Annotated in this window: 22 protein-coding genes and 1 pseudogene; 8 read left to right on the top strand and 15 right to left on the bottom strand. The window is 43.0% G+C overall.

Translation table 11 applies throughout. The annotated features are described in order from the left end of the window. Positions 1-108 precede the first annotated feature (108 nt). The 3 genes from ACE1OE_RS17160 to ACE1OE_RS17150 are packed head-to-tail and all read right to left on the bottom strand — an operon-like array spanning position 109 to position 2,180. Positions 109-672, bottom strand: coding sequence for a DUF1788 domain-containing protein (locus ACE1OE_RS17160; RefSeq protein WP_102420195.1), 564 nt, complete (start codon positions 670-672; stop codon positions 109-111). After that, positions 672-1,271, bottom strand: coding sequence for a DUF1819 family protein (locus ACE1OE_RS17155; RefSeq protein ID WP_449211771.1), 600 nt, complete (start codon positions 1,269-1,271; stop codon positions 672-674). Before ACE1OE_RS17155 ends, ACE1OE_RS17160 begins: the two co-directional genes overlap by 1 nt. 9 nt (positions 1,272-1,280) lie before the next feature. Next, positions 1,281-2,180 carry a WYL domain-containing protein gene (locus ACE1OE_RS17150; protein WP_449211770.1) on the bottom strand — a complete coding sequence of 300 codons (900 nt, stop codon included), beginning with the start codon at positions 2,178-2,180 and terminating at the stop codon, positions 1,281-1,283. A 355-nt stretch (positions 2,181-2,535) separates the two neighbouring features. Between ACE1OE_RS17150 and ACE1OE_RS17145 the strand changes: the two genes are divergently transcribed. The 5 genes from ACE1OE_RS17145 (at position 2,536) to ACE1OE_RS17125 (ending at position 10,739) form a co-directional block, all read left to right on the top strand. Next, positions 2,536-5,346 carry an AAA domain-containing protein gene (locus ACE1OE_RS17145; RefSeq protein ID WP_449211769.1) on the top strand — a complete coding sequence of 937 codons (2,811 nt, stop codon included), beginning with the start codon at positions 2,536-2,538 and terminating at the stop codon, positions 5,344-5,346. Further along, the gene (locus ACE1OE_RS17140) at positions 5,343-6,458 is read left to right on the top strand and encodes a hypothetical protein (protein WP_449211768.1); all 1,116 of its coding nucleotides are present in this window, start codon (positions 5,343-5,345) and stop codon (positions 6,456-6,458) included. Before ACE1OE_RS17145 ends, ACE1OE_RS17140 begins: the two co-directional genes overlap by 4 nt. A 3-nt stretch (positions 6,459-6,461) precedes the next feature. After that, positions 6,462-8,063 carry a phospholipase D-like domain-containing protein gene (locus tag ACE1OE_RS17135; RefSeq protein ID WP_449211767.1) on the top strand — a complete coding sequence of 534 codons (1,602 nt, stop codon included), beginning with the start codon at positions 6,462-6,464 and terminating at the stop codon, positions 8,061-8,063. Positions 8,064-8,067: 4 nt separating this feature from the next. After that, entirely contained in the window at positions 8,068-9,510 is a 1,443-nt protein-coding gene (locus tag ACE1OE_RS17130) for a sigma 54-interacting transcriptional regulator (RefSeq protein ID WP_449211766.1), read from the top strand. 188 nt (positions 9,511-9,698) lie between these two features. Then, the gene (locus ACE1OE_RS17125; protein WP_449211765.1) at positions 9,699-10,739 is read left to right on the top strand and encodes a UvrD-helicase domain-containing protein; all 1,041 of its coding nucleotides are present in this window, start codon (positions 9,699-9,701) and stop codon (positions 10,737-10,739) included. Here ACE1OE_RS17125 and ACE1OE_RS17120 read toward each other — a convergent pair. The 3 genes and pseudogenes from ACE1OE_RS17120 to ACE1OE_RS17110 form a co-directional block, all read right to left on the bottom strand. After that, a pseudogene (locus ACE1OE_RS17120) lies at positions 10,732-11,058 on the bottom strand (Y-family DNA polymerase); the annotation flags it as partial. The gene ACE1OE_RS17125 and the pseudogene ACE1OE_RS17120 sit on opposite strands and share 8 nt — an antisense overlap. Continuing rightward, a complete protein-coding gene (locus ACE1OE_RS17115; protein ID WP_065677401.1) occupies positions 11,058-11,468 on the bottom strand; it encodes a LexA family protein in 411 nt (136 codons plus the stop codon). The pseudogene ACE1OE_RS17120 and the gene ACE1OE_RS17115, both read right to left, overlap by 1 nt. 351 nt (positions 11,469-11,819) lie before the next feature. Further along, complete coding sequence (locus ACE1OE_RS17110) at positions 11,820-13,397, bottom strand: carboxypeptidase M32 (protein WP_449211764.1); 1,578 nt, start codon at positions 13,395-13,397, stop codon at positions 11,820-11,822. 244 nt (positions 13,398-13,641) lie between these two features. Here ACE1OE_RS17110 and ACE1OE_RS17105 point away from each other — a divergent pair, with 244 nt between their 5' ends. Then, positions 13,642-14,277: a LysE family translocator gene (locus tag ACE1OE_RS17105; protein ID WP_372062567.1), complete on the top strand. Its 636-nt coding sequence runs from the start codon at positions 13,642-13,644 to the stop codon at positions 14,275-14,277. A 5-nt stretch (positions 14,278-14,282) separates the two neighbouring features. Here ACE1OE_RS17105 and ACE1OE_RS17100 read toward each other — a convergent pair whose 3' ends face one another. The 9 genes from ACE1OE_RS17100 to ACE1OE_RS17060 form a co-directional block, all read right to left on the bottom strand. Further along, on the bottom strand, positions 14,283-14,534 hold the full coding sequence (locus ACE1OE_RS17100; RefSeq protein ID WP_449211763.1) for a hypothetical protein: 252 nt from the start codon (positions 14,532-14,534) through the stop codon (positions 14,283-14,285). 98 nt (positions 14,535-14,632) lie between these two features. Beyond that, positions 14,633-15,376, bottom strand: a complete 744-nt coding sequence (locus ACE1OE_RS17095; RefSeq protein WP_449211762.1) for an alpha/beta fold hydrolase — start codon at positions 15,374-15,376, stop codon at positions 14,633-14,635. Next, entirely contained in the window at positions 15,358-16,374 is a 1,017-nt protein-coding gene (locus tag ACE1OE_RS17090) for a DUF2817 domain-containing protein (protein WP_449211761.1), read from the bottom strand. Before ACE1OE_RS17090 ends, ACE1OE_RS17095 begins: the two co-directional genes overlap by 19 nt. A gap of 305 nt (positions 16,375-16,679) precedes the next feature. Then, the gene (locus ACE1OE_RS17085) at positions 16,680-16,949 is read right to left on the bottom strand and encodes a DUF2960 domain-containing protein (RefSeq protein WP_102470097.1); all 270 of its coding nucleotides are present in this window, start codon (positions 16,947-16,949) and stop codon (positions 16,680-16,682) included. Between the two features lie 26 nt (positions 16,950-16,975). Then, a complete protein-coding gene (locus ACE1OE_RS17080) occupies positions 16,976-18,754 on the bottom strand; it encodes a bifunctional molybdopterin-guanine dinucleotide biosynthesis adaptor protein MobB/molybdopterin molybdotransferase MoeA (protein ID WP_449211809.1) in 1,779 nt (592 codons plus the stop codon). 180 nt (positions 18,755-18,934) lie between these two features. Beyond that, a complete protein-coding gene (mobA, locus tag ACE1OE_RS17075) occupies positions 18,935-19,519 on the bottom strand; it encodes a molybdenum cofactor guanylyltransferase MobA (RefSeq protein WP_102470099.1) in 585 nt (194 codons plus the stop codon). After that, entirely contained in the window at positions 19,497-20,219 is a 723-nt protein-coding gene (locus tag ACE1OE_RS17070) for an energy-coupling factor ABC transporter ATP-binding protein (protein WP_449211760.1), read from the bottom strand. Before ACE1OE_RS17070 ends, mobA begins: the two co-directional genes overlap by 23 nt. A 152-nt stretch (positions 20,220-20,371) precedes the next feature. After that, positions 20,372-21,073, bottom strand: a complete 702-nt coding sequence (locus tag ACE1OE_RS17065) for an ABC transporter permease (protein ID WP_102470101.1) — start codon at positions 21,071-21,073, stop codon at positions 20,372-20,374. Then, positions 21,073-21,891 (bottom strand): substrate-binding domain-containing protein, encoded by an 819-nt coding sequence (locus ACE1OE_RS17060; protein ID WP_449211808.1) that lies wholly within the window; start codon positions 21,889-21,891, stop codon positions 21,073-21,075. Before ACE1OE_RS17060 ends, ACE1OE_RS17065 begins: the two co-directional genes overlap by 1 nt. Positions 21,892-22,146: 255 nt before the next feature. Here ACE1OE_RS17060 and ACE1OE_RS17055 point away from each other — a divergent pair, with 255 nt between their 5' ends. Continuing rightward, positions 22,147-23,607, top strand: coding sequence for a sigma-54-dependent transcriptional regulator (locus ACE1OE_RS17055; RefSeq protein WP_449211759.1), 1,461 nt, complete (start codon positions 22,147-22,149; stop codon positions 23,605-23,607). Then, positions 23,597-25,642, top strand: a complete 2,046-nt coding sequence (locus ACE1OE_RS17050; RefSeq protein ID WP_449211807.1) for a sensor histidine kinase — start codon at positions 23,597-23,599, stop codon at positions 25,640-25,642. The genes ACE1OE_RS17055 and ACE1OE_RS17050 overlap by 11 nt, the downstream gene beginning before the upstream one ends. The last annotated feature ends 58 nt before the right edge of the window (positions 25,643-25,700 follow it).

Below are 25,700 nucleotides of genomic sequence, written 5' to 3'. Positions count from 1 at the left end.
TGATTTCCTAGCTAACTTTTTGTTTCAGAGAGTACTTATTTAATAACTGAGTACTTCTTCCGATTATGTTTAGTGCGACTACGTTTTTTAAGTGGACTCAAAGAAACGTTATGCCAGTTTAAAGGCTCGGTAATAGTTGTTTGACTCGATACGGCCAAATGGTTTTAGCGCCGCGCCATCATATTCACCTGGGTAGAACATTACAGTTGGAACTTGGCCTACTTTAGCGTGCAACGCATTGAGTAGTCCGTGACCTCGGACAATAGGCCAAACACTTCCCATGCCATGAAGCATGATAAAGTCACAATTATCTATGTTGGCTTCTTTCACTATGAATTCTGCAACGCGATTCTGCTCTAATGGCCCTTTTAATGCTTTAAAGAGTGCTTCATCGCCTTTCGCAAATTGCATCTTGAATGACTTATCGAGTAGTCGGCGTGATTCCAGCAACTTAATGATCATCTCAAACAAATTGATACTGGCAAAGGTGTAGCCTCTGTTTGACAGTTTCTTTTCTAACAGCTCAATATGCTCACGAACTGCCAGTTCATGCTCTGGTTTATAGTCGAAGATGTAAAAGCCGATCTCACCACCAAGCTCCTTATTCTGAAGAAACTCATCACTTTCTAGGCGTGATTGAATGTTGTCTAAGCGTTGTTGTAACTGGAGCATTAGTAAATCTCCATAGCTTGGATGATGTCGTCTCTATCCATATCAACCAATAGTTGGCGTACATCTGGCGTAATGTAAATGTTGGTGAGTACTTTGGTTTTTGTACTTTCTAAGAACCCACCGTCTGTCATGACTTTGAATGCGACCTGAGCAATTTTGTAGGTTGAAGATTCCGACATATCAGCAAAGTCAGGATAAATACGGCACTTATCTTCCCAGAAGTATTCCCAATCTTTCATATCGATATTTTCGCGATACATGCGCTTAGCGTCCATCACAACAGTACACATGAAGTCAGCAAGTAGCGGAGAGTTAATCAGTGTTGCAGCCATCATTAACTGTGCCGCTTCTTCGTAGTTAGCGTTAACCAAAGTTGATAGGAATTTATTTCCCAAGTTGGCAATGCGCTTTTTTATCGTTGCAGCATTGCGTTTAGCCGATGCTGGAGAGCGCTTTTGAAGAATGTTTTGATCAACAATGGCATCATCCCATTGCTCTTTGCTTGGATCTGAAAGCAGCAGCTCGGCAATAAGCTGAGCTTCTGTGATCATTAGGCTGCCGCCGATCAGGTCGCCAAGGTATTTTTTATGTTCTGCCATGTTTACGTCCTAATTGATGCTTTCAGTATTAACTGTACTTGTAGATTCAGAGTAACCCGATGCAAGATGCAAGTTGTCGACACCATACAAGGTTGGTCTATTCGCAAGCCATAATTGGTGTTCAGGCGTCGTTTGCGTTGCGTTCTCAGAGCAATCGACATTCCAACGCCGTAATAGGTAACCCGTTAATGCTGCGCGAACTTCAATGGAGAGTCTTCCATTCTTCATAGAGTAATCAAGTTCAATTGCTTTTGGGTAATCTACGTTATTCGGGTGAGGTACTAGTTCTAACGGTACGAATCTCATCCACTGTTTGTCTGCGAGCATGGTTTGAGTTTCGAGTACGGCGTTATCCGATAGTTCAGCTTTGGTAATTCGAGAAATAACGAAGTCGCGGAACTCATTCGTTTGGCAATCATAAGCGCGAATGTGCCAACGCAATCCGTTATCAACAATAGAGTGGGGAACGACAGTTCGTTTTTTCTCGCCACTAGTAAGAGAAACATAACAGAGGTCTACAGATTTACCGTTGATTGCTGCTTGAGTCAAAATAGCTACTATATGAATATCTGGTGCATTAAGTTGGCTAGGGGTTTCAAACGGAATGGATAACCCATTTATGACACTGTCTTCACCAGAGAGTTGATTCGCCAACTTTCCAAGCGTTTCGTTGGTGTTGTGATTAAATAGTGGAGTAAATTCGTTGGTGTTGAAGTACCGTTTTTCAGCGTTGTCGTAGGTAAGGTTATGGGCCGCCATTTCTTTGTAGAGGTTGATATCGCGAGTGGCATTTGATAGTCCCATCTTAAAATGTTCTACAACTTCTGAACGCGTAAAGTGGCCGACAAACATCAATTTAAAGTCGATGTAAGCAAGCCTTTGTTTTTGTGCGTAGTTGAGATTATCCATGAAATCCATACTATTTTTAATTTGGGCATAGTATGAACCATTTTGGGTTGGACTTCAATTGTTGGGGTGTCATTCTATAAGCTAGTTCACGATGAAAAGTGACAAATCTTCAAGCAATATGGCTATTCAGTTGATTGTTTTTAATACTAATTGGATAGGTGTCTTGTTGTACATAGGCCGAGTGCATTAGTATAAGTAGCTATTGTATTTGGAAATATAATTCCGATTCGGTATTAAAGTTCCGAATTGTAATTTATCACTAAATTATTTTTCTAATTTAATCATGGGCTTATTGTTTTGTTTTGTTGGCATGCCAATTGTAACGGAGTATCAAAACAACGAAAAAGGAATAGTAATGGCATTACTACACTACGCAAACCTAGAAGAGCATCGCCCAGATATTCTCCTTCAAAGGACATTCAATGGGTTGACCGATTTTCATAAGTATCTGGAAAATACAAAAAAATACATGGAGAGTTCTGGAGCTGTTAAGCGCCTTCGCTGGCAAGCCATAGAAAAAAAAGTAGTACCTTCTGATGTAGGGGAGGAAGCGAAAGGTGTTTGGATACAGTTATTGGAAGTTGATGGGGCTACACCAGAGTCAGTATTTAAATCTTTCCTAGATGAAAGCAATGATTCGGTTTATGAAGCAGATAATGCGAATTGGAAGTTTGTAGGCAGTCCTGCTCGGGACTGTGCCGTCTGTAAGGGGCGAAATGGTAAACCTAAAGTAGCATATCAGACCGAAGAACATGCTTTGGAAGTTGCTTCATTATCTAATAACCCTCTAAATGTTTATGAATGTGAAAGAGGGTATGGCTGGCATTTGACCAGGCAGTTTGATGTCGACCGAATCAGGTTTAATGATGGCAACAAGATTGTGATTCTAGATAGAGATCCTGAATCTGAGCAGCTACTCGTTCACCGAAAGCCAAGTGAAGACTTCATTGTGTTACGACCGAATACGTACACGCTTAGATGCCAGATAAATGCTATTCAGTCATTACAGAGTTCTCCAACTACATCTCATAGACCATTGCTGAGGTTATTTGAGTCTAATGATCATGCAAAGTGGGGGAAGTTTCCCAATTTAGATGCTTCTGATTTCTCATCGCTATTTGAGGAGTTTCTAGGCGGAACAAATAATAAAGTTATGCATGTTGAACGCTGGTATGTTCTTACAGATGAAAGTCGCCCAGGGACATTAGAACAGCGCAACTTCGTAGAAATTGCTCTTAATACGCCTGATTTTGCTTTTATGGAAGGCCCGCCTGGTTCTGGAAAAACGACTGCAATATTAGAGCTAATTATCCAATTAGTTTTAAGAGGGAAACGAATTTTACTATGCGCCTCTACCCATGTTGCTGTTGATAATGTACTTGAGAGAATCATTGAAGAAGATAGTGATGTTCGGGACGCAATTATTGCTCTTCGAATAGGTGATAAAACAAATATCTCTGAAAAAGTGAAGCCTTATCAGTTAGAAAGATTTCTATCCACTGAAAAGAAAAGGTTGCAGTCAGAGCTTCAAAAACTTTCGCACCTATCAGAGGCTCAACAACAGCTTATGGTTGAGTTGAATAGAGGTAATAACACTATTCAGCGAATGGCGTTGGAGTCTGCAAATCTTATTTGTGGAACAACCATTGGTATTCTAAAACATCCAGATATTAAAGATAAAAATTCCGCCAACCCTCAGTTTGATTACATGATCATTGATGAAGCATCAAAGACGACCTTCCAAGAATTTTTGGTTCCTGCTCTGTTAGCAAAACGCTGGGTTTTGGTCGGTGATAAAAAGCAGCTTTCGCCTTATGTTGATGATGAATCAACGGCTGTAAACATTGCTCCTTGTTTATCTGAATCGTATAAGCGTGAAGCATGTTTAGATGTGTTTAATGCGTCTGAACAAGCGGGTGCAGCAAGAAGACGGGTCTCATCTCTCATATCCAGTGATAGTCATGTTGTCCAAGATTTTTATAGAAAGCAAGGTGAAGCAAATGGAGTACTGGTTGCGACACCAAAAACGGGTAGTGAAAGTGTTGCGTATTCGTCTGTGGTTATCGGAGGCCCGCAATTTTTTGTCGAGCATGAGAAAGCCTTACCTTTAAATATCACCAATATTCGAGGAAATTTGAAGAGTGTTCCATTATCTGTGAAATATCGAAAAAGTGCGATTGAGTCAAAAACTCACAACCATAGTAATAGCGACAGCTCTTGGGAAAATGAGATAGCTTGGCGAATGGCTAGGCAGTATGAGCAAAGGCTAAATTATGTTGAATCTAATGAAAAGCTATCAACTTCACAGAAGTTGGCTAATCAAATTGAAGCGCTATTTCCGTTTGATGGTAAGCGTGGAAGAGATTCAGTTTCTGAGCAGATCAATCGAGTAAAAAGAGTCGCACTGCCTTCAATATTGGAATCTCTTCAGTCAGGTTTTCAAAGAACTCAACGTCAGCGCAATGACACTGCATTATCTGATGGGCTTCCTGAAAATGTACTCATGGATAGGTCGATAACTCTTCAATTTCAGCATCGGATGCATCCAGATATAGCGAATTTTTCTCATCAAAGGGTATACAACCGAGCCGCTTTATTTACACCAGATCAAATGATTGAAAAGAGAGCTTGGAGTTACAGGTCGGATAGAAAACGTTCGCTATGGGTTGATGTGCAAGGTGGTCGTGCAACAAGTGGTAATAGAAACCCAAAGGAAGCTGAACAACTGATTGTTGAACTGGCCCAGTTTGATAAGTGGGCCATGAATAACCCTAAGGAAAATGGAAAACCATGGGAAGTTGCCGTGCTTTCATTTTATCGAGGTCAGGAGCGTGAACTTCGAACACGTTTGAGAAAATGGTCGAATAACCCAAGAGCATTCCGTCATTTCTCCAAAGGTGACAATGGTTCTCCGTATATCGATGTGCAAGTTTGTACAGTCGACAAATTTCAGGGGCATGAAGCAGACGTAGTGCTATTAAGCTTTATGAATTCACATCCCACGAGTTTTCTTGAAAGCCCAAATAGGCTTAATGTTGCAGTTACACGAGCAAGGTATGCACAAGTGATTTTTGGAAACCGAAATGCAATGAAAAGGGCATCTGGTGTTTTAGCGCAACTGGCTGAGGATACTGAATGGTCACGTACTGTTGAGGTAACAGAATGAAAATTATGAAAAATGACTTAATTTTAGAAAGAGCTGTTCAATTAGAAACTTGGGTTATTTCCGCAACAATATTGAAAGCAGAAAAACGACCTGAGTATGACTTGGTTTTGAAATGTGTCCGAGATGGGTTTTGTACCGAAGAGCAGGTTGCTCAACACTTACTGTTTGATGATAGAGCACGTTTGGGTATTGCCCAGCGTATGCTTAGTAGCGCCTTAGATTTGAAGTTGGTATACAAAAAAAGCGGTAAATTTTCATTAACTGATGAAGGTCATGAAGCAATTCAGAGAAAAAGTGTTTTTGTCCCTGAAGAGGGCGTGTGGAAAATCACGTTTAGTAATGATCCATTGTTGCCATTTCCGATTATTGCTTTTGAAAAGCATAGAGAGCCTGAGGCTAGAGAAGAGGCTATGCATCGGAATAAAGACGTAACCGATAAGCGGGTTGCCAATCTAAAAAAAATACCGAGCTGGATAAAAAAGCGAGTTCAAAATGAGATTGGGCAAACTTGTACAGGCGGAGAGTTAATCAATATTGATGAGATTAAACCAAAGGGTGAGCATGTTGCCAATGCACTCAGTATTTCTGTTAAATGGAATGTGACGAAACGTTCTTTAACTTTGCATCAAGACAATAAAGAAATGGGTAGATTTAAAGCTCCCGAGCGAGATATCGACACCGTTTGGTATGAACTGTTGCTGGGAAGTCGAATGCTCGATTCATGGAGAAGCGATACTTCTGAGTTTGAGGAATATTTCGAAAACATTCCGCTTACCTCGAAGAGCACGATGCGGATTAATCTTGATTTTCCTCGCCCATCATTAGAGGGGTTGCATAGGTTCAATACTGTTACGGCAAAAGGTGTTCGTTTAAGACCTAAAACCGAAGAGTGTGCGCAACAATGGTCTGAGTGGCTATTACTCTCATATATTGACAACTACGCTACAACGGAAAAATTTGAAACTTGGCTTCAGAAGGCTAAAAAGCCGTTTCATGATTTTGACATAAATCTTCCATCCAGAGATGAACTAGCAAAAAGTGTAATTACTGAACAAAAAAGCCGTTCGAAGAGTGATTGGTATATTGTGGCTGCGTCAGATTGGGGATTATAAGATATGGCTAATATTAACAAATATACAAAGAATGTAAGTAAGACCATCGATCTATCAAATACTCGGTTACCTCCAGTATGGAGCAAAAACGGGGTTTTAAGTCGAGAAGCTATATCAGAAACTCAGAATGAGTTATTTGTTTCAGGGAAAAAACGCAAGCTGGCTAATTACGTCATAAACCTTATTTCCAATGCTAAGCAAACCGTGGTGTTAAGCAGTTTCTTATTAGCTGATGCCGCTTTAGAGGATGCTATTTTTGATGCAACGACTAGAGGTATTAGAGTTTATTTGATGCTGGCATGTGAAACGAGGCTGGAAGGCGATATACCCGATGATGATTTTGGTAAGGAGTGCTTGAGCCAGCATACGAAAATGCTCAAGCGTTTAGGTGGTAGGGTCTTGATTCGTTCGGCATCTCACTTTCATTCTAAAGTCGTCCTAGTTGATGCGTTATCTAACGGTGACCAGCATATAGCGAAAGGTGTCTTGTTAACCGCGAATCTAACCCGAGAAGCCTTTGAAAGAAATGAAGAGCTGGCGGTGTGTCTTTCACCTGAAGAGATTGTTGAAACTGTAAAGGTAATCAAGTGGGCAATGTTTGAGTATGCAGAGCATGAGATGCTAGATAGTTCAGAGTTTTCCGCAACTAGTAAGCAAAGCCTAGTTGCTTTCCCGAATGAACTGGACAGTATCGTATGTACAACAGACAGTCGCCATTCTTTAAGAGCACAGGTGTTGAAGCTAATTAATGAAAGCTCTAAGGAGTTGATTATATCCAGTTTTGGCTGGCAAGAAGATCATGAAGTGATTGATGCAATTTGTGCAAAAGCCTATCAAGGCGTGAGTGTGACGATCTTATCTAGGGTTAGACCAAGCTCAATGCCAGCGCTTGTGAAAATGGCTGAAGCTGGGGCTAAGGTGTTTGGATTTCGATGGTTACACGCTAAAGCAATTTGGAATGAGCATAATCATGGGATGATTATGTCCGCAAATCTACAGGAGCACGGTCTTGATACAGGGTTTGAGATCGGTGTCTCATTGATTGGTGAGCGAGCAGAACAACTAAAAAATTGTTTAGTTGATCTATCTGCTAACGCAACCAGTGATGTAAGGGAGTTAGCGCTTAACAGTAAGCTGTCCTCGCATACTGGTGAAATACTGTATTGGCAGGGAAGGCGGTTACATTCGATATCAATATCAAACTTCGAAACAAAAGACCTCCCATCATTGACGGCTGAATGTTTGACTGACTTAGATTTAGAACATGTATTACCAAAAACGACGTGGAAGAATAACCCTAGCAGTCGAGTCGAATATAAATGGCAGGTTTTGCCTCCTGAACTACCAGCAAATAGCACGGAAGTTCTTTGGGAAGAAAAACAGGTAGTCCCTCTTGAGGGAGAAGACTCAATTGTTACTAAAGCCAATAGAAAAAAGAAGAAGCCAAAAGTGAAAGTGATTAAGCACTCATACGAGCCAAAAGTTTACCAAGCTGGAAATCGCAAGCTAATTGCGGTGTCTGAAAAAGACGATTTGGCAGGCGCTATTCAACTTAAAGCTGAAAGCTTTCCGACAGCTTGTATTGTATTAAAGAAGGCGGGATAAAAAGATGAAGAAGGAGCATGTACTATTATGCTGGCAATCGGTTAGAGCTGGTGGTGATGTTTTAACTAATGCGGTAAAAAAGTTAGAAGCAAAGCTCGATACGCGCGTTGCAAAAATCATGCTCCTTCAACAACATGATAAAAAACTGGATGTGTATGAGGGTCTTAGTGAGCGTATTCAGATTGAAATAATTGAAGTATCTGATCCAACTGATCATGTTCAGGTATACCAGAAAGTAGTTGATCAAGTTTTACCTAAAGTTAGCGGTATTTCGAATCTGCATATCAATATTTCTCCAGGTACGCCAGCAATGCATGCTATTTGGCTAATTTTGCAAGCTGGTGGACGTTTCCCTCCAACGACAAAGCTTTGGTCGACTCAATGGAACCCTCAAACAAAAAGAACCAGTCTTAAACCAGTAGGCTTCAATATTTCGACATACATGTCCGAGATAAGAGCACAGTCTACTACTGAGCACAAACTAGCTATATATGAAGTAGAGCCTAACTCTATAGATAGAAGAGAGGCTTTTGAACAATTAAAGCGGTTCACATCAATTCCAAATGTCCCATTATTGGTGCTAGGGGAGCGAGGTACAGGAAAGACAAGACTTATTGAAACCTATGTCAAAGCGATTAAACAAAAAGAAATTGTCACCGTTGCATGCGGTGGTCTTGATTCCTCTGTAGCAGAGAGCTTTATCTTTGGTCATAAAAAAGGATCTTATACTGGAGCAATCTCAGATAGGGAAGGGGTACTGAAGTATGCTGATAATAAGGTTCTCTTCCTAGATGAAATACAAGATTTACCATCGACCGTTCAGCGTAAACTTGTAAGAGTCTTGCAAGATCATCAACATCGTTACAGGCCCATAGGTGCAGATAAGGAAGAAACATCGAGCTTTGAGTTAGTGTGCGCATCAAATAAGAGTTTTTCGGAATTAACGGAAGTTCTAGATGCAGATTTCCTAGACCGTATCTCAATGCTCAAAGTTACAGTACCTGCCTTACGTCATTGTCGACGAGATTTGAATCAAGATTGGCAGCAGGTGTGGTATGAACTAAATGTCGGAAATCGTTACCCAAAAGTCGCCCCGATGAGTAAGGAGATGGAACGGCTATTTCAATCGGATGATTTGCACGGAAATATCAGAGATCTCCAGAAGCTTGCTGTTCTTATTATGGCTTACTGGGATGAGTCCGATGTTCAAAAATGTCTAAGTATTAGCATTAAGTACTGGAAGAAAGACCGAAACAGTTTTGTCGGTCACCCTGTAGGTGACAATGCTTCATTAACAAGAGAAGAACACTTGAATAGGTTTAAATCTGACTTAGCGAATTGGGCAAAGAGTACCCATGGAACGTGGGAGCAAGCAGCGGAGCAATTAGGCTGTACAGAAAAAACATTGCGTAATGATACGAAGCTCACGAAGGCAAGCAAATCATAGTCTGTCTTATCGACACAGAGCTGGAGGAAACCGTCAGCGAGCGAGTTTTAAGGTAGCCTAACTATTGGTTGATTAATGTTGGACAGTTACTGATTTGTTCTGTGCTATTGGTTAGAATAAGAACCATCATATGTTCTGGTTTACTAGCGGCGATGCAGAACTGGTTATCCAATTATTGAAGTAGTCTGATGCATTTAAGTACACATCCAGCGGTAAACTTGTGGAATAAACTTTGGAAAAAGAACCAGTCTATCGTTCTATCGTCTACCAGCATAAGGCTAGAAAATGCCTCTCAAAATTTAGAACTTCCACTCGACTCACTAGTAAATATATCCATTGAAAAGGGTTTGTTCTTTCATCGTTTAGTTATTGAAACTGAAGATAACGGTGTTGTTGTTTTGAAAGGTTATCGTCAATCAGATCTAATGGATTTTACTCAAAAGACGATTGATTCTTTGTTGCTTCTCATTGCGAGTAGTGATCGATGGCTAGCATATCAAGATTCCTTAGCAAAGCTTCACGCCAGAAGTTGTTATTTGTCATCTTATGAATGGAGACCGATAGCACTAGTTTATCAACTCGTGTGTAAGTTGCAGAATTTGGGCATATCGCCAGATCAATTAACGAGTCCTTTGCACAGAAGTGTCTATGAAGAGGCTAAATCACTTTCTTCGGAAAGCGTAAGTGAACTAGGACGAAATCTGCACAATGAACAAGTAACGCCATTATTAGTCTCCAAATACAAACGCTTCTTTGATGAGGTAGAGAAAAACCCATTAACAGACAAGCAAAGAATTGCTTGTGTAACTAATGATGATCACAACCTTGTAATTGCAGGCGCTGGAACGGGAAAAACGGCAACGTTAGTGGGTAAAGCTGGCTATCTCATTCAAGCGAACATAGCTAAGGCTGAGAACATACTAATGCTGGCATTTGGTAACAAAGCAGCGGCTGAGATGAACGAACGTATAAAAGATCGTATTCCAGCTAATGCTGATCACCTAAAGGCAAGTACATTTCACGCTCTAGGTAATGACATCTTAGCAAGGCATCACGGATTTAAACGTTCAATTACATCTTTTACGGAACAACCACATCAGTTCACGAAGTTTATTGACGAGACGCTCAGTGATATGGCTGAGCATGACCCTCTATTTAAATCTGCTTTGGTCAATTATTTTTCAAGCTTGAGCACACCAGGGAAATCCGACCTTAAGATAAACGACTGATATCTAGAAAGCACTCGTCTATTGAGTAAATATGGCTTCTTGATGCGAAAGCTGTAACTGTTGCCATCATTTTTGCTGATAGATCTGCGTATAAAGCGTAATTTGATGAGAAGACATTTATACCACGCTGTTCGATGAGCCGTTTTTGCTTGAAATATGGCTCAAATTTCTTAATACCAGCTTCTTTTGCTAGTCGATTGGCTGCCACCACTGCACCATCATTGTTTGAGAGCACTATGCAGGGTAGGAGACGTAAATCTGGTCGAAAGACTTGTTCACAAGCTACATACATGGCATTGCAATCTATGAGAGCGAACATTATATGAAATCAGGTAAGGGTTTATGTAAACGAATGGAACGTATCACAACTCCCTCAATCGCAAAGGCATCCTCAGGATGAATATCAATAGGTTGGTGATTAGGATTTGCTGACAGCAAAAGTCTGCTGTGTACATCAAGAATTTTACACATGAACGCACCATTCAAGCTGACGATTACGGTATCTAAGTGCTGTGCTTGCGGCTTTCTGTCGATGACCAATAAGTCGCCATTGAAGATACCAATTTTTTCCATTGAATCTCCGTTCGCATACGCAAGATACGTAGCGTTGGGGTTATTGACTAAGATGGAATCTAATGACACACCAAGCTCAACATACTCCGCAGCAGGCGATTCCCATGAAGTGAGTGAGCAAGAAATACTGGATGGAGAAAGCGGTAGGATGTTCATGTTTGACGACCTTATAATTACCACTGTATAAATATACAGCTTTGATTTATGGTTCGTCAATGTTTGTAAAACTAAGTGCGGATTAATTAGCCTTCAGGCAAAGTTACCAACGATTACCAAATTTGAGGAGTAGTGTCCTTTTCGAGAGCAATTAATTTGAATTGCGGCACGTCTAAGATGAGTCTTGGTCACGGAAAAGTGCTTTACTTTTTTGATGGATAATTTGTCTGAATTCGATGTGCTGCTGATAGATGTTTTATTCGACTCAGTCGCTGTTTCGAACTAACTTGGTTCTACTTGCACAGCAAGTTCTGCAAGCAGAACAATTCTATTTGGTTGACGTCTACCATTCTATAGATAACGATTTCTCAAATGGTCTTGGAAAAATTGTGCGTTTAAGGTTTCTCCAGTGACCTGACTAACTAGTTCATCAGTAGTTAATAAACTACCTTTACTCCAGATGTTTTCTGATAACCAAGAAAAAATGGGAGAGAGATCACCGCTTAGAATGACAGAATCGACATCAACGGTTTTCTTCATTGCTGCCATGAATTGAGCGGCATACATAGCCCCTAATGTATAACTTGGGAAATATCCAAAACTTCCATCACACCAATGAATGTCTTGAAGGCAACCATTCTTATAATCATATTTTTTATTTATATCAGAGATATAAGGTGCAGGTGACTTTGTTCCCTGCTGCTCTGTCCAGTGAATGTCCTGCATGCACCCATCTTTGTAGTTGTCTTTCGTAGACAACCCTAAATATTGCTGCATTTTGGTGTCCCACAATTCCGGGATATCGTTATAGCTAATTTTGCCATTCATAAGGTCGCGTTCTATTTCATAACGCAAAATAACATGAGCAGGGTAGGTGAGTTCGTCAGCATCTACCCGAATAAATCCGGGTTGGACTCTGGTGTAGATTTTTTTCAGGTTGTCGGGAGCAAATACCGTAGCGTCGTTAGCGGAAAAGTGTTTGCTGGCTAGGGGGGCAAGATTTCCGATAAATGCGTCACTTCGCCCAAGTTGCATTTCAAAAAATAACGACTGAGATTCATGGATGCCCATAGAGCGCGCTTGCCCTGCTGGCAATCCAGCCCATTGTAGAGGCAGCCCTTGTTCGTAGCGAGCGTGGCCGGTTTCATGAACAATACCCATTAAAGACTGAACGAAATCGTGTTCATCATACCGAGTCGTGATGCGAACATCTTGTTGAACACCCCCACAGAATGGATGAGAGCTGATATCAAGACGGCCATGGTTGAAATCAAAATTCAGTAATGACATCACCTCTAGGCCTAATGCGTTTTGTGCCGCGGTAGAATACGTTTCGTTGGTGGTATGTACCGACTCGAGCTTCTGTTTTTCTTGGACTTGTTGCGTCAATTCAGGCAGCCAAGACGTCAGGTCGCCAAAAATACGATCGAGTTGTTCAGAGTTGACGCCTGGCTCATAGATATCCAGCATAGCGTCATAGGGCGTTAAGCCAGATACCTCACCGCGAATTTGAGCTTCCTCTTGTGAAAGCTGCACCACTTCTTCAAAGTTTTTACAAAAGCCGTTCCAGTCGTTTTGACCGCGCTGTGTTCGCCAAGCGTGTTCGCATTTAGAGCCTGCTAGAGACTTCGCTTTGACAAGATCTTCAGGTACAACCGTCGTCAAACGCCATTGCCTCTCCATCTCATTTAAGCTTGCTTGCTGAGATGATGACAAACGTTCTTCTTGTGCGTTACTGATGAGATCAGCAAGATGCGGAGCTGTCGAGAGCTGATGAATATGTAAAGACAGCTGAGCCATCGCTTCGGAGCGGGCTTGATTGCCACCTGATGGCATCATTGCGGCGGCATCCCAACCACAAATTGAGGAGAGATGACCGAAATTTGAGATTGTTTTGTAGTGTTCAACGAGCTTGTTGTAGTTTTCCATGTCGGTTGACCTTCCGAGTGAACGATGATTATAAGTTAACACCTACAAGCGTTTACGAAAAGATGAAGCGATGACAGAGTCAAGGTTTTTTAGGCCACCATGTGTCACCTAACGCTTTGAGCGTGTTGACGAAGCGGGGTTTCTTTTCCGTGTAAGGTATGGCTATTTGTCGTCGCTTGAGTCAAAATCCGAGACAAGGCTATCAGCTCATTAGTTTTTGAATTAACTTGTACAGTGGACGTTTATGCATATCTTGAATCTTGAAGCTTTTCTTATTGCGATTGTTATCCTAACCATGACGCCGGGTCTTGATACCGCGCTGGTGATTAGAAACACGTCGAGAGGTGGGTTTCATGATGGTGCGTTGACCAGCTTAGGTATTTGCTCTGGTCTATTTGTACATGCCACATTTTCTGCGCTTGGGATCTCTGTGATTCTAACGCAATCTGCAGAGTTGTTTTCATTGGTTAAAGGCATTGGTGCGGCGTACCTTATTTGGTTAGGAATTTCGAGTTTACGTGCACTAAGAGCTTCATCCAATGTGAGTGTTAGCGAAATAGCGACACAAAATTTAAATGCGGGTAAGTCACTGCGCGAGGGCTTTTTGTCTAACGTTCTAAACCCGAAAACGGCGGTGTTCTATCTCGCGTTCTTGCCTCAGTTTATTAATCCAGACTTTTCGCCGCTGATACAATCAATGACCATGGCATCAATCCATTTTGTCATTGCCATGGCTTGGCAGTGCGGCTTATCAGGGATGTTAAACTCTGCGAAAACACTTCTTAAAAATGGTCGTTTTATTCGTTGGATGGAAGGCACAACAGGGGTCGTTTTGATTGCGCTTGGTGTGAAACTGCTGATTGAAGACCCACAAATATAGCGGCGTTAAGACTGTTTGTGCTTAGCTTCAATCAGAGATTTTTGTGTAGCGAGTAGCTTTTTAACCGTCACCGACGGCGCCTTTAAGACATATTGATCGAAGCATCGGTACGATGAGTCGGCTTCGTTGATGTCCTTACAGAAATTTCGGGCGTCAATATTGTGTTGGTATAACTCATGCTCCGTCGCAAACTGGTCGTGTGTCGCACATCCCGCAAGCGCAGCGAAGACAACGGTCAAAGATAACAATCTAAACATATTCACTCTTATCAATAGCGTAATTTCATACAATTACACCAGGTATTATAATTACTTATTAGCGAGTTAGTGGCCATTTTCCGCCATAAGTTCCCTCATCATATGAATTTTTGAAACCAACCATAAAGAAATCGGGCAAGTTCTTCCGGCTTTTCTGATGGTAGATCATGAGCATCGCTTGCATAACACATATGTTGTACACCCCATGCTTTCGCTATCGCTAAACCTGCCTGACTACTGACTAATTGGTCACTTTCACTTGTAATGACCAATGTTGGGCATCGAGGAGCAATGGCCGGCCCCTTAAATCTCGCGGCTGCGATCAGCTGACGAAGTGCATTCGAAAAACTCACTGGGTGTGACTGCCTCAACGTTAAATAATGATGCAATACGTCTGGCTGGCTAACATGGCGGGGGTAAGTGACGTTGAGGACCGCGGTTTCAAAAGGTTTTGATCCTAGTAACTTTGAGCCACATAAGTAAGGAAGCTTAAGCAAATTAATCCGTTGCCAAAAATGACTATAGCGAGAGAAACTAGGATTAATGAGCGTCAAGCTTGCCACATTATTAGGTAATCGATGTGCCCAAGATGAGGCGAGCATCGAACCCATTGAAATGGCGACAAGGTGGTAGCGCTCGCAGTCACTGGGCAATTGGTGCAGTACGGAGGGCAACATAGACTCAATATTGGTTGGACTACGTTGTTGAAAAAGCGCGCCATTCCCAGGCACGTTTGGTGTGATGATAAGCAGGTCAGGGTCGAGAGCAGTGAATGCATCAATCATCCTCTGCCAATGTCCAGACTCCCTAAGCAACCCCCTGACTAAGACGATGGGTACCATAACTTTGTGGCCTTCTTGGTTAATCGACTTTGTTCATCCGCACTCATATTTGTTAATAACTCATTGTCGAGCACCTGCGTGAGATAACCCAATAAAGCACTATGACGACGTTGAACCCGTTTGATGCGATGTGGTTTTGTGGGGTGAAACAGTTGGCTAAATTTTAGCAGTTGCATCGGGTTTTTTTTAACCCAAAGCCATGAACCGAGCTCAAGCGTTAGAGGGACAAAGGGATTCGTTGAGGTCTCATAGTGTTTGAGATGCATCCAGTCCCAAAAATCCCCGTGAGTGGTGTATTGATGACATTGAGGTTCAAATTGATAAAGCTCGTACTGTGGGTAACTTTTGCGAAAGATAGAGTACAACAAATAAAACTGATGCAGATTGTGTGGGGGATGTTTGTGATGAGCGAAAGGGAACCACAGCCGGTCCCGCGTACCAAAACCGATATGGAGATCAAGCACAATGGTTGACCGTGCATGCTTCGAAATATTAAGGATATGCGATGACAGCACCTTAAGTTCTTGTTCCATATCGTCAGGATTTCCTCTATACCATGGCAAACGAGCGCTGATCGTTTGGCCCGCATAGAGCTGGTATTTCGTATTGTGAGAGTTAATGGGGGCGTTTCTCATCAAATCGACGCCGTTATGATTAGCGCGAGTGTTTAAGGCGACGCCCCACGGGTTGACGACAGGAACCGTGATGATTTTTATCTTGTCTAGCGCCTCGCTAAGACGTTTATCCCACTGCAACCGTTTAAGCAAATTCCGAATAAAAGAAAGGATGATTTGGCTGCCAATTTTTTCGACGCCGTGTATAGACCCCGTAAGAATTAAGCACGGCGCGGTGGGATCTTCGTTGCCCATTGATAGCATATACAGCGGCAGATTGTGATCACCATGTCCAATATGTGCAAGAGTGGTGAGCGACAGTGCGGAGTAGCGCTCGGCATAGTCTTCAATATGCCTCAGTTCCCGTGGCGTTGCGATAAACATAATTCGACTCGAGTTGGTTTTCTTTAGTCTACTGTCGAGAGTGAATCAGAGGTGTTAAATATTTGTGACCTGTCGTGTGATTAAAACAGGTGTCAGTGAACTTCACTGGGCGTGGTGAGTGGGGAGAGCCTAAAGAGAAATTGGAATGAAGGTATTATCGAAGGGTGGGGAGGTGTTGTTCAATGAAAAGTATGATACTAAGCGCATTACATGATACAAAACGCATGATTAGCCATATGAGGGTTTTACTCAAATGACTGATCATGCGTGGAGTCGGACGCGTTGGTTACCTGAGGCCGTCTGGATTAAGACTTAGGTTTTTTCCCAACACCATGGTTTTCTTTTAAAGCCAAAGTGAGTTTGCTGAAACCAAGCTTACGGAAATGGTTGTCACGGTAATTACGAACGGACTTAGTGTCTGAAATGGCTTCAATTTGCTGTTCCATTTTTAGAAACTCAGTCAAATCGATGCCTTCCGCTTCCGCAACGGCTTCGTGGATATTACGATGTTGCTGGTAAGAAAACGTCAGTGTTTTGTCTTCTTCTTTATAGGTGTAAAGGATAGTACGTGCCATAGTTTGGACCTGCTTAAAATTTTACGCTAGATTCTGCCCTGAAGTGGGACGATTGTCACGCTTTCGCCTGTTTTTACTGTATCAATGTGGGGGGCAATTTCTATAAGACAATTGGCTTCACTCATTGAACGCAAGATACCAGAGCCTTGTTTGCCGGTTGTACGCACCGTTAGTTGCCCTGATTGCTCATCCATGGTGTAAATCCCTCGGCTGAACTCAGTTCGGCCTTGGCGTGAGCGAAGCGGTGTTTCTGCAATTGCAGAGGCTTTAAATGGTAAGAATTCTCGGATACCTTGCATTTTTTTGATGGCAGGTTCAACGAAGTTGAGAAATGACACCATAACCGCAACAGGGTTACCTGGTAGCCCGAAGAAGGGTTTGTTATTGATATGTCCAAACGCAAGAGGGCGACCTGGTCGCATATTGATGCGCCAGAAGTTTACGTTGCCGCTTTTTTCTAACACATCTTTAATGAAATCGGCGTCTCCCACCGATACGCCACCGGAAGTGATCACGAGATCGGCCGATTGGCTTGCATTTATGATCGCGGCTTCCATGACGGATTCGTCATCTTCTAAAATGCCAAGGTCGACGATATCACAACCGAGCTTTTGCAACATGGCCATGATGGTGAAACGATTAGAGTCGTAAATAGAATTAGATAGTAGCGGTTGTCCAGGAGCTTGCACCTCATCGCCGGTAGAGAAAACCGCGACCTTAAGCTTGCGTTTTACCTCTACCTCACCGAAGCCTAGAGAGCCAATCATGCCAAGTTCAGGGGCTTCAATTAATGTGCCTTTCTTGAACACGGCTTGGCCCATTGCAAGATCTTCACCAGCCTGACGTACGTTTTGTCCTGAAGAAATCGAGGCCGAACCAAATGTGACACTATTACTGCTGTGGTTTGCTTGTTCGCGCATGACGACCGTGTCCGCCCCGTCAGGCATCGGCGCACCCGTCATAATTTGTGCAGCTTGGCCACGAGTTAACGTGCCATCAAAGCCATGTCCAGCCATAATACTGGCGACAACCTTGAAATCCTCGTGACCAATGTCGTCACCGCGTATGGCAAACCCATCCATTGCTGAATTGGTGAACGCAGGGACATTGATTGGTGAAATGATGTCTTGTGCAAGCACGCGCCCATAGGCTGACATCAAGGGCAGCACCTCGGTGATTGGTGATGACAAGACGGCATCTAGTATCTTTGCTTGTCCTTGTTGGACGGACAATAACGCAGGGGATAGCGTATCGCAGCAAGCCGCGGGCGTGTCGACGTTGTGCTCAGGCTTGACGTAATTGAGTATAAATTGAGTGATGGCTTCTAAGTCGTTGATGTTCATAGTAGGAATCGCAACATTTAAGTCGTCATCGTTACTATCACTTGCAATCGCAATGATGTTGTCATCGTTAGGGTGCAACCAAGGTTTGCCGACTTCTTGTCTGTTCAATTCGATCTTAGGAAAGGCATTGTTTTTGCAGCCTTCAACTAAGATAAGATCTAATGCCGAATGATCAAAACGAGAGAGCAGGTACTCAAAATTTGCCTCTTCTTCAGGGGTTTCGGTCATGAGTGCATGACGATAGCGAGAGGAGATCAGCATTTGGCTCGCTCCCGCTTTACGCAAGCGGTAGCTGTCTTTGCCTGGCTTATCCACATCAAAATTATGATGTGCATGTTTGAGTACGCCAATCTTAAGCCCTGCTGCGGTTAATTTAGGCAGTAGGATTTCTAATAATGTGGTTTTACCGGTGCCGCTATAAGCAGCAAAGCCGAGTAGTGGAATGTTTTTGATTTTTTTTATGGTCATAACAAACTCTGATTACGGTAATAGTATGAACGATGATAAGTATTAACGACGATACATCGTTAATGATTCAATAGCTAAACGCCGTGCGGCTCATATTAATACTTACAATTACAAGGTGCGGTTGGCGCGTTGATAAAGCGTGAACATCGTATGAACAATAGGCGCTGCATCGAATCACTTTTGTTTGGCGAGCTTAGCCAACTCTTCGGGCGTATTGAGGTTGATGAAACACTCTGGTGAGTCAGAGAAATCAACATACTCAGTATGACAATCTTTATAGAGAAGAATGATTTTCCTATCGCCGCGCTCTAAGAACGCTTCTAACTTTGGCAGCACACGTTGGTGAAACATGGTGAACACGGGTTGATGGAAATCTCCGTCGTGTGCCACTAATATATCTGTTTCATTAGTGACCGCGTCACAAAATCGTTGAATCAATGAGGTATCGATAAAGGGGCTATCACAAGGAACAAACCCTACCCAATCGGTTGTTGCGGCAGTAAGCCCGGCGTGCATGCCACCAAGAGGGCCAGGATAATCAGGGAAAGTATCACTGATGACAGGGGCATATTGTTGATAACGTTCGTGATTGCGATTGGCATTGATGGTGATGTTGTTAGTTTGAGCGGACAACTTTTCTAGTACATGCTCAATTAAAGGTCGGCCATCGAGCTCAATCAGCCCTTTGTCATTACCGCCCATTCGTGAGGCTTGACCTCCTGCGAGGACAACCCAGCTAGTCTGCTCTGGATGCAGCATAAGTACTCTCTTGATTCGTGTTATTTCTATCGATAACTTGCAGTAACGGTGATTCTATCAAGGTACAATCTTTTATCCACCACTGTTTTCGACACAACGCCGTGAGTTCATTAGCTTGGTGGCTAGTGACAACAATACTGGACCCTAAATCCAACAAACTCCGCGCCATCGATACGAGTCGCTCTATCGATTCATGGTCGAGCGAAGCACTGGGTTCATCCATGAGTAGGATTGACGGTTTTAAAACCCAAGCTCGCGCCATTGCTACGCGTTGCTTTTCGCCTCCTGATAACACGGATACATGTTCATCAGCAAGCGTCTCTAGGCCAACGAGTCTAAGCGCGGCAATAACATCTGCCCGTTTGTCATGGGCGTTCTGCGTTCGATGCTTCAGCCCATACACCACGTTTTGATAAACGCTACCGTCAAAAAGATAAGCTGACTGGTGGAGGTATATGACATCTTTACGACCAGAAGTTGCAAAGAACCGACTGAGTAGCCCTTTCTTTCTCGGTTCAATATCGCCCGAACTGGGTTTCAGCAAGCCGGCTAATATTTTAAGTAACGTTGTCTTTCCGACGCCATTTGCCCCTTTCAAATAGACAGCTTCATTAGGGCCAATAGTTAAGCTGGGGATATGAAAGAGTACACGGGTATTAAATCGCATGGAAATCTGCTTTGCTTTCAGTTGTATCGTCATTATTTTTATCGTCCTAAAGCAGAATCTTAGAATAAGTATAGTGGTTGAGCATCACTTTGTATGAATCAGATTTATTGCCAATTGAGTCGCTTCTACGCGCTTTAGTCTCAGTCATGCCTGATGTTTAAGGGCCAGTGATTAATGACTGGTTTCTAGTGCGTTCGCAGTACGCCTTTGCCTCGCATTGAAGAGAGTACAAAATTTAAAATTAGTGCTAGTAGCAACAATACAATCCCAAGTGCCACACCCTGGGCAAACGCCCCCTTATGACTTTCCATTGCAATGGCCGTAGGGATATTACGGGTCAACCCCATAATATTGCCGCCGACCATCATTGAGCAGCCGACTTCTGTGACAATTCGAGAAAACCCAGCAACAACCGCGGCGAGTAATGGGAAGCGAGATTCCCAAATTAATGTCATTAATGTTCTAGTTCGTGAAACGCCAAGCGTAATTGACGTTTCCATTGCGCGTCGGTCGGTACTTTGAAGCGCACCATGCATCATTGACACCAGTACTGGGAAACAAATCAGTATCTGACCGATAATCATCGCTTTTTGGGTAAATAGCATCTGCCAATCGCCCAATGGACCAGATCGTGACAGCATCATGTAGAGTAATAATCCAATAACGACTGTTGGAATGGCTTGCAGTGTGTTGACTAACGACAGCAACATCCATTTCCCTGGGAAATTGGTATAAGCGAGCAGGTAAGAACAGAGGATCGCAGGTAAGACGACTAAGGACACCGCCGAAACGGAGACACTAAAAGAGACCGCGACGATTTTCCAAAGCTCGCGGTCTAGGCTAAATAGGAGGCTAAACGCCTCCATGGTTGTTTCTGTGATACTCATTACTGACCGGATTTATCTGCGTTTGCTACAAACAATTGCTCGCCCATTTTACGGTAACTGTTGATCATAGATTGTCCTTTATCTGATACCAACCACTGGCTTAGTGCTTTTGCGCCTTCGGTGTTTAAAGTAGGGAACCGCTCGGGGTTAACTAAAATAACTTGGTATGGGTTAAACAGTTCTTTGTCGCCTTCAAACACAATTTTTAGGTCAAGTTTTGCTTGGTAGGCCAACCATGTGCCTCGATCGGTCATCGTGTAGCCTTGCATTTCTGAGGCCATGTTAAGTGTTGGCCCCATTCCTTGACCTACTGAACGATAGCCACCAAAGTTTGGTTCAATTTTACTTTGTTGCCAAATCTGTAGTTCTTTTTTATGTGTGCCAGAATCGTCACCTCGTGAGATGAAAATAGCGTTAGTCTTGGCGATGCTCTCAAAGACGCTATCAATGGTTTTTTGATCATGGATGTGGGCAGGGTCACTTTTAGGCCCAACAATCACAAAGTCGTTATACATCACTTTGTGAGGCTCAATCCCATAGCCAGCAGAAACAAAGGCGGCTTCGGCTTTTGGTGCATGAGTCATGACGACATCAACATCACCATTTTCGCCCATTCTGAGCGATTTGCCTGTACCTGCGGCGATAATATCAACTTGATAGCCGCTTTCTTTTGTAAATTCAGGCAGTAAATAGTCGAGTAAACCGGAGTGATACGTACTCGTGGTAGTAGCAAGTTTAATGCGAGGGAGTTCGGAATTACTGGTTTCTGCATAAGCCGTTACAGAAAGCGTTGCCACGGAAAGGGCTGAAACCATCAACTGAGGGAGTTTCATAATAATGTCCATTTTGTTTATTTTCTAGGTGAGCAGTTTGCTCTTGATTACACATCATGTAAGCAAAGACAATGCCATAATTTTTAAAGGAAAAAAGTGGTAAAGTGCGACATTTTGTTAAAAACTTTTGTAGGTCAACTACAATTAATTTGAGCTGAGACAAAATGTCGCAATTCTAATAAGGATATTTTGACTCAAATTGGTACACTCTGTCTCAAATAGGAATAATAACAAGTATTTATGGCATTCTTTGACCCCTCAGAAAAAACACAGTCTCATGTTTCTCCTTATCTCGCGTTTTCGGCGTTAGTTGTCGACGATGAAGTAGGCATGCAAACCGTTCTTAAAAAAGCGCTCAGAAAAGCCTTTGGTCATGTTGAAACCGCGGGCAGCGTTGAAGAAGCAGAGGAGTTAAGACTCAAACACCATTATGACCTCATCATTCTTGATATTAATTTGCCTGGTCGTTCTGGGATCGAATGGGAAGAAGCATTTAGCGATTTAGACCGTAAGGCCGACATCATCTTCATGACAGGTTATGCTGATTTAGAGGTCGCAATTAGTGCGTTAAAACTAGGCGCATCAGACTTCATATTAAAGCCATTTAATCTCCAGCAAATGTTACAAGCAGTACAACGCTGCATGGATAAGCGGTTAGCAGAACGAGTCACGGTGGCATTGAGTCACGATATTAGTCGAAGGGTGTCAAAAGATTTAATCGGGTCTTCGATCAAAACCACACAACTTAAACAGTTGATTAGTCAGTTCGCACCATCTAAGGCGTCAGTTTTGATTGAGGGTGAGTCTGGCACGGGCAAAGAATTGGTGGCGCGCGGGCTTCATGATGCCAGTAAAAGACAGGGTCCTTATGTGGCAATAAATTGTGGTGCGTTAGCGCCTGAATTGCTGGAAAGTGAGTTATTTGGCCATACTGCTGGTGCATTTACTGGGGCGAAAAAGAGTCGTGAAGGGTTGTTTCGGGTTGCAAGTGGCGGGACGTTATTTCTAGATGAGATTGGTGAAATGCCCTTAGCGATGCAGGCTTCACTGCTTCGCGTGTTAGAGCAACGCACTGTGAGGCCAGTTGGAACTGAGCGAGAGGTCAGTATCGATGTTCGAGTTGTTGCTGCGACGAACCGAAATCTGCGACAACAAGTTGAACAGGGTAAGTTTAGACAAGATCTGTTCTATCGTTTGAACGTGTTGAAGATTGAAGTGCCATCGTTGCGCAGCCGATTGTCGGATTTAAATGAACTGGTGCCTTATTTGACAAGACGTTTAGCGAAAGAGCTGGGCGTGGTCGAGCCTAAATGGGCCCATGAAGATATGTTTGCGATGCAAGATTACGATTGGCCCGGTAATGTGCGGGAACTGAAAAATATGCTAGAGCGATGTATTTTACTCAATAAGCCTCCTGCTCATTATTTTAGAGAACTCAATGGGGGGCCAGTTAATGCTTCTATTACACTGTCTGCAAACGATATGTCGACCATGCCAGCCGCGGCTATTAATGGTGATGCACAATTTGGTTATCCAGATTCATGGTCGCTGAAAGATGTTGAAAAAGCGCATATTCAACAAGTGATGGCTTTTCATTCGGGTAACAAGTCTGCAGCGTCGCGTGACTTGGGTGTTGCTCGGAAAACATTAGAGCGAAAATACAAAGAGTGGGACGACAATGAGCTATCGAATGAAAGCTGATGGCAATATATTGAGCCGACTGCGCTTTCGTACTCAAGCCATGGTGCGTTATCGTCTTCTGTTTCTCACCTCTGCGCCGATTATTCTAACGTTGATTGCCATGTTCGCGATTACTGCGTATTGGTCAATTCACTATACGTGGCAAAGTGCGTTGGTGGATGTTGATGAGCGGCTCAACATCGTTACCGATAAGATGGAAAGCCTTCAGGTTGAGCAGTATGACCACCTGAAAGCATTTTCTGAGTCTTATGAATTTCGAACGCGTCTTATGCATATTCAAACCGCTCAAGAGTTTGATGATTGGGTTAAAGCACAAAACCTTCGTTACCAACTTGATTATTTAAGATGGATCCCAGTAGACGTTGCCGTATCCAAACCAACACAGAGTGAATCCGACGCTTATCGCCAGATGGCGAGCCAACGTTCATTTTTTGATGTACTTACCCGTGAAACTGCCTTTAATTTAGAGCCCCTGCTGTCTGAACACTCAGAGGTACGCCATCAAGACAACCATCGTCTAGAAAATCGTTCATTGGTGAGTCGTTCCGTTATTGCTGTTTATGACGATAGCAGTGCACTCGTTGGTTATCTCGATGGCGGAGTGCTACTCAATAATAACTTACGTTTGGTTGATACGATCCGCGATACTATTTATCCAGTCTCTGCTCAGGCTAACCACGTAGAAGGGACGGTCACGATTTTCTTGGACGATTTGCGAGTCGCCACTAATGTCCCTATTGAATCATCTTATCAAGGTAGAAGAGCGGTAGGGACGATGGTCTCTGATTCGGTGAGTAAAAGTGTTCTTGAACAGGGACATCGCTGGATCGATAACGCCTACGTCTATGACACATGGTACATCGCGGGCTACGACCCGTTGCGCGATATCAACGATAACATTGTCGGTATTGTTTACACCGGCTATCGATCGTGGCCTTTGTTAAAAACCTATTTAACGAATTTAGGTGAGGTCACGGTATTAATTGTCAGTATCTTGTTTATCTCAGGGTTCATTGTGTATCGCGGTGCTAGAGGGTTATTTAAACCAATCGAACAAATTCATCGGGTGGTTAAAATGGTTCAGCTGGGTAAAGACGATGAGCGAATCGGGGATATAGGGCTCAACAATCAGCATGAATTGAGTCAGTTGGCTAAGCAGTTTGACAACATGCTAAATCAGCTTCAATTTCGAAACGAACAGATTCAAGAAGCCGCTCATGAACTTGAAGCAAAAGTGGCATCTCGAACCGCAAGCTTGAAAGAAAAAACGGAACAGCTTGAGTTACATATCCACCTTTTGAATCAAACCAAAGACAAATTAATTGTTAATGAAAAGCTTGCGGCGTTGGGTGAATTGACCGCAGGCATTGCTCATGAGATCAATAACCCAACCGCGGTGATTTTAGGTAATGTCGAACTGTTGAAGTTCGAATTAGGTGAAAATTCGGCAGCGGTAGAAGAGGAAGTCGATGCGATTCTTGTTCAAATTGACCGAATTCGTAATATTACCCGCAGTTTGTTGCAATACAGCCGACAGGGGGGCGTTCAAGATGAAGTGACGTGGCAACACGTCAACCCGATTGTTGATGAGAGCGTCACCTTAGTAAGAACCGGCGCCAAGAAGCGGGGTATTGAGTTCTATGTCGACTTGCATGCCAAAACACCTGTTGAGATCAATCGTCATCAACTATTACAGATATTAGTTAACTTACAAATGAACGCGATACATGCCATGCAAGGGAAAGGGCGCCTTACTGTTTTAAGTGAAGACTGGGTTGATGGTAAGGAACGTATTGGGGCACTGATTCATATTATTGATGAAGGCTGTGGAATATCTGATGTGAACCTCAAACGTATATTTGATCCATTTTTTACCACCAAACGAGATGGTACTGGGTTGGGTCTGTCCGTTTCTCAAAGTATATTGAGTCAGACAGGAGGAGAAATCAAAGTGACCTCTACGCTAGGGAAAGGCAGTCAATTTACCTTGTATCTTCCTAACAAGGCCGATCAGCATCTGCTGGTTAGTGGTTAGTGGTTAGTGGTTAGTGGTTAGTGGTTAGTGGTGGTTAATAGCGACGACAACCATCCGT

The organism is Vibrio sp. E150_011, assembly GCF_053544015.1.
The sequence above is the reverse complement of the archived record's forward strand: the minus strand, read 5'-3'. Positions and strand labels throughout refer to the sequence as shown.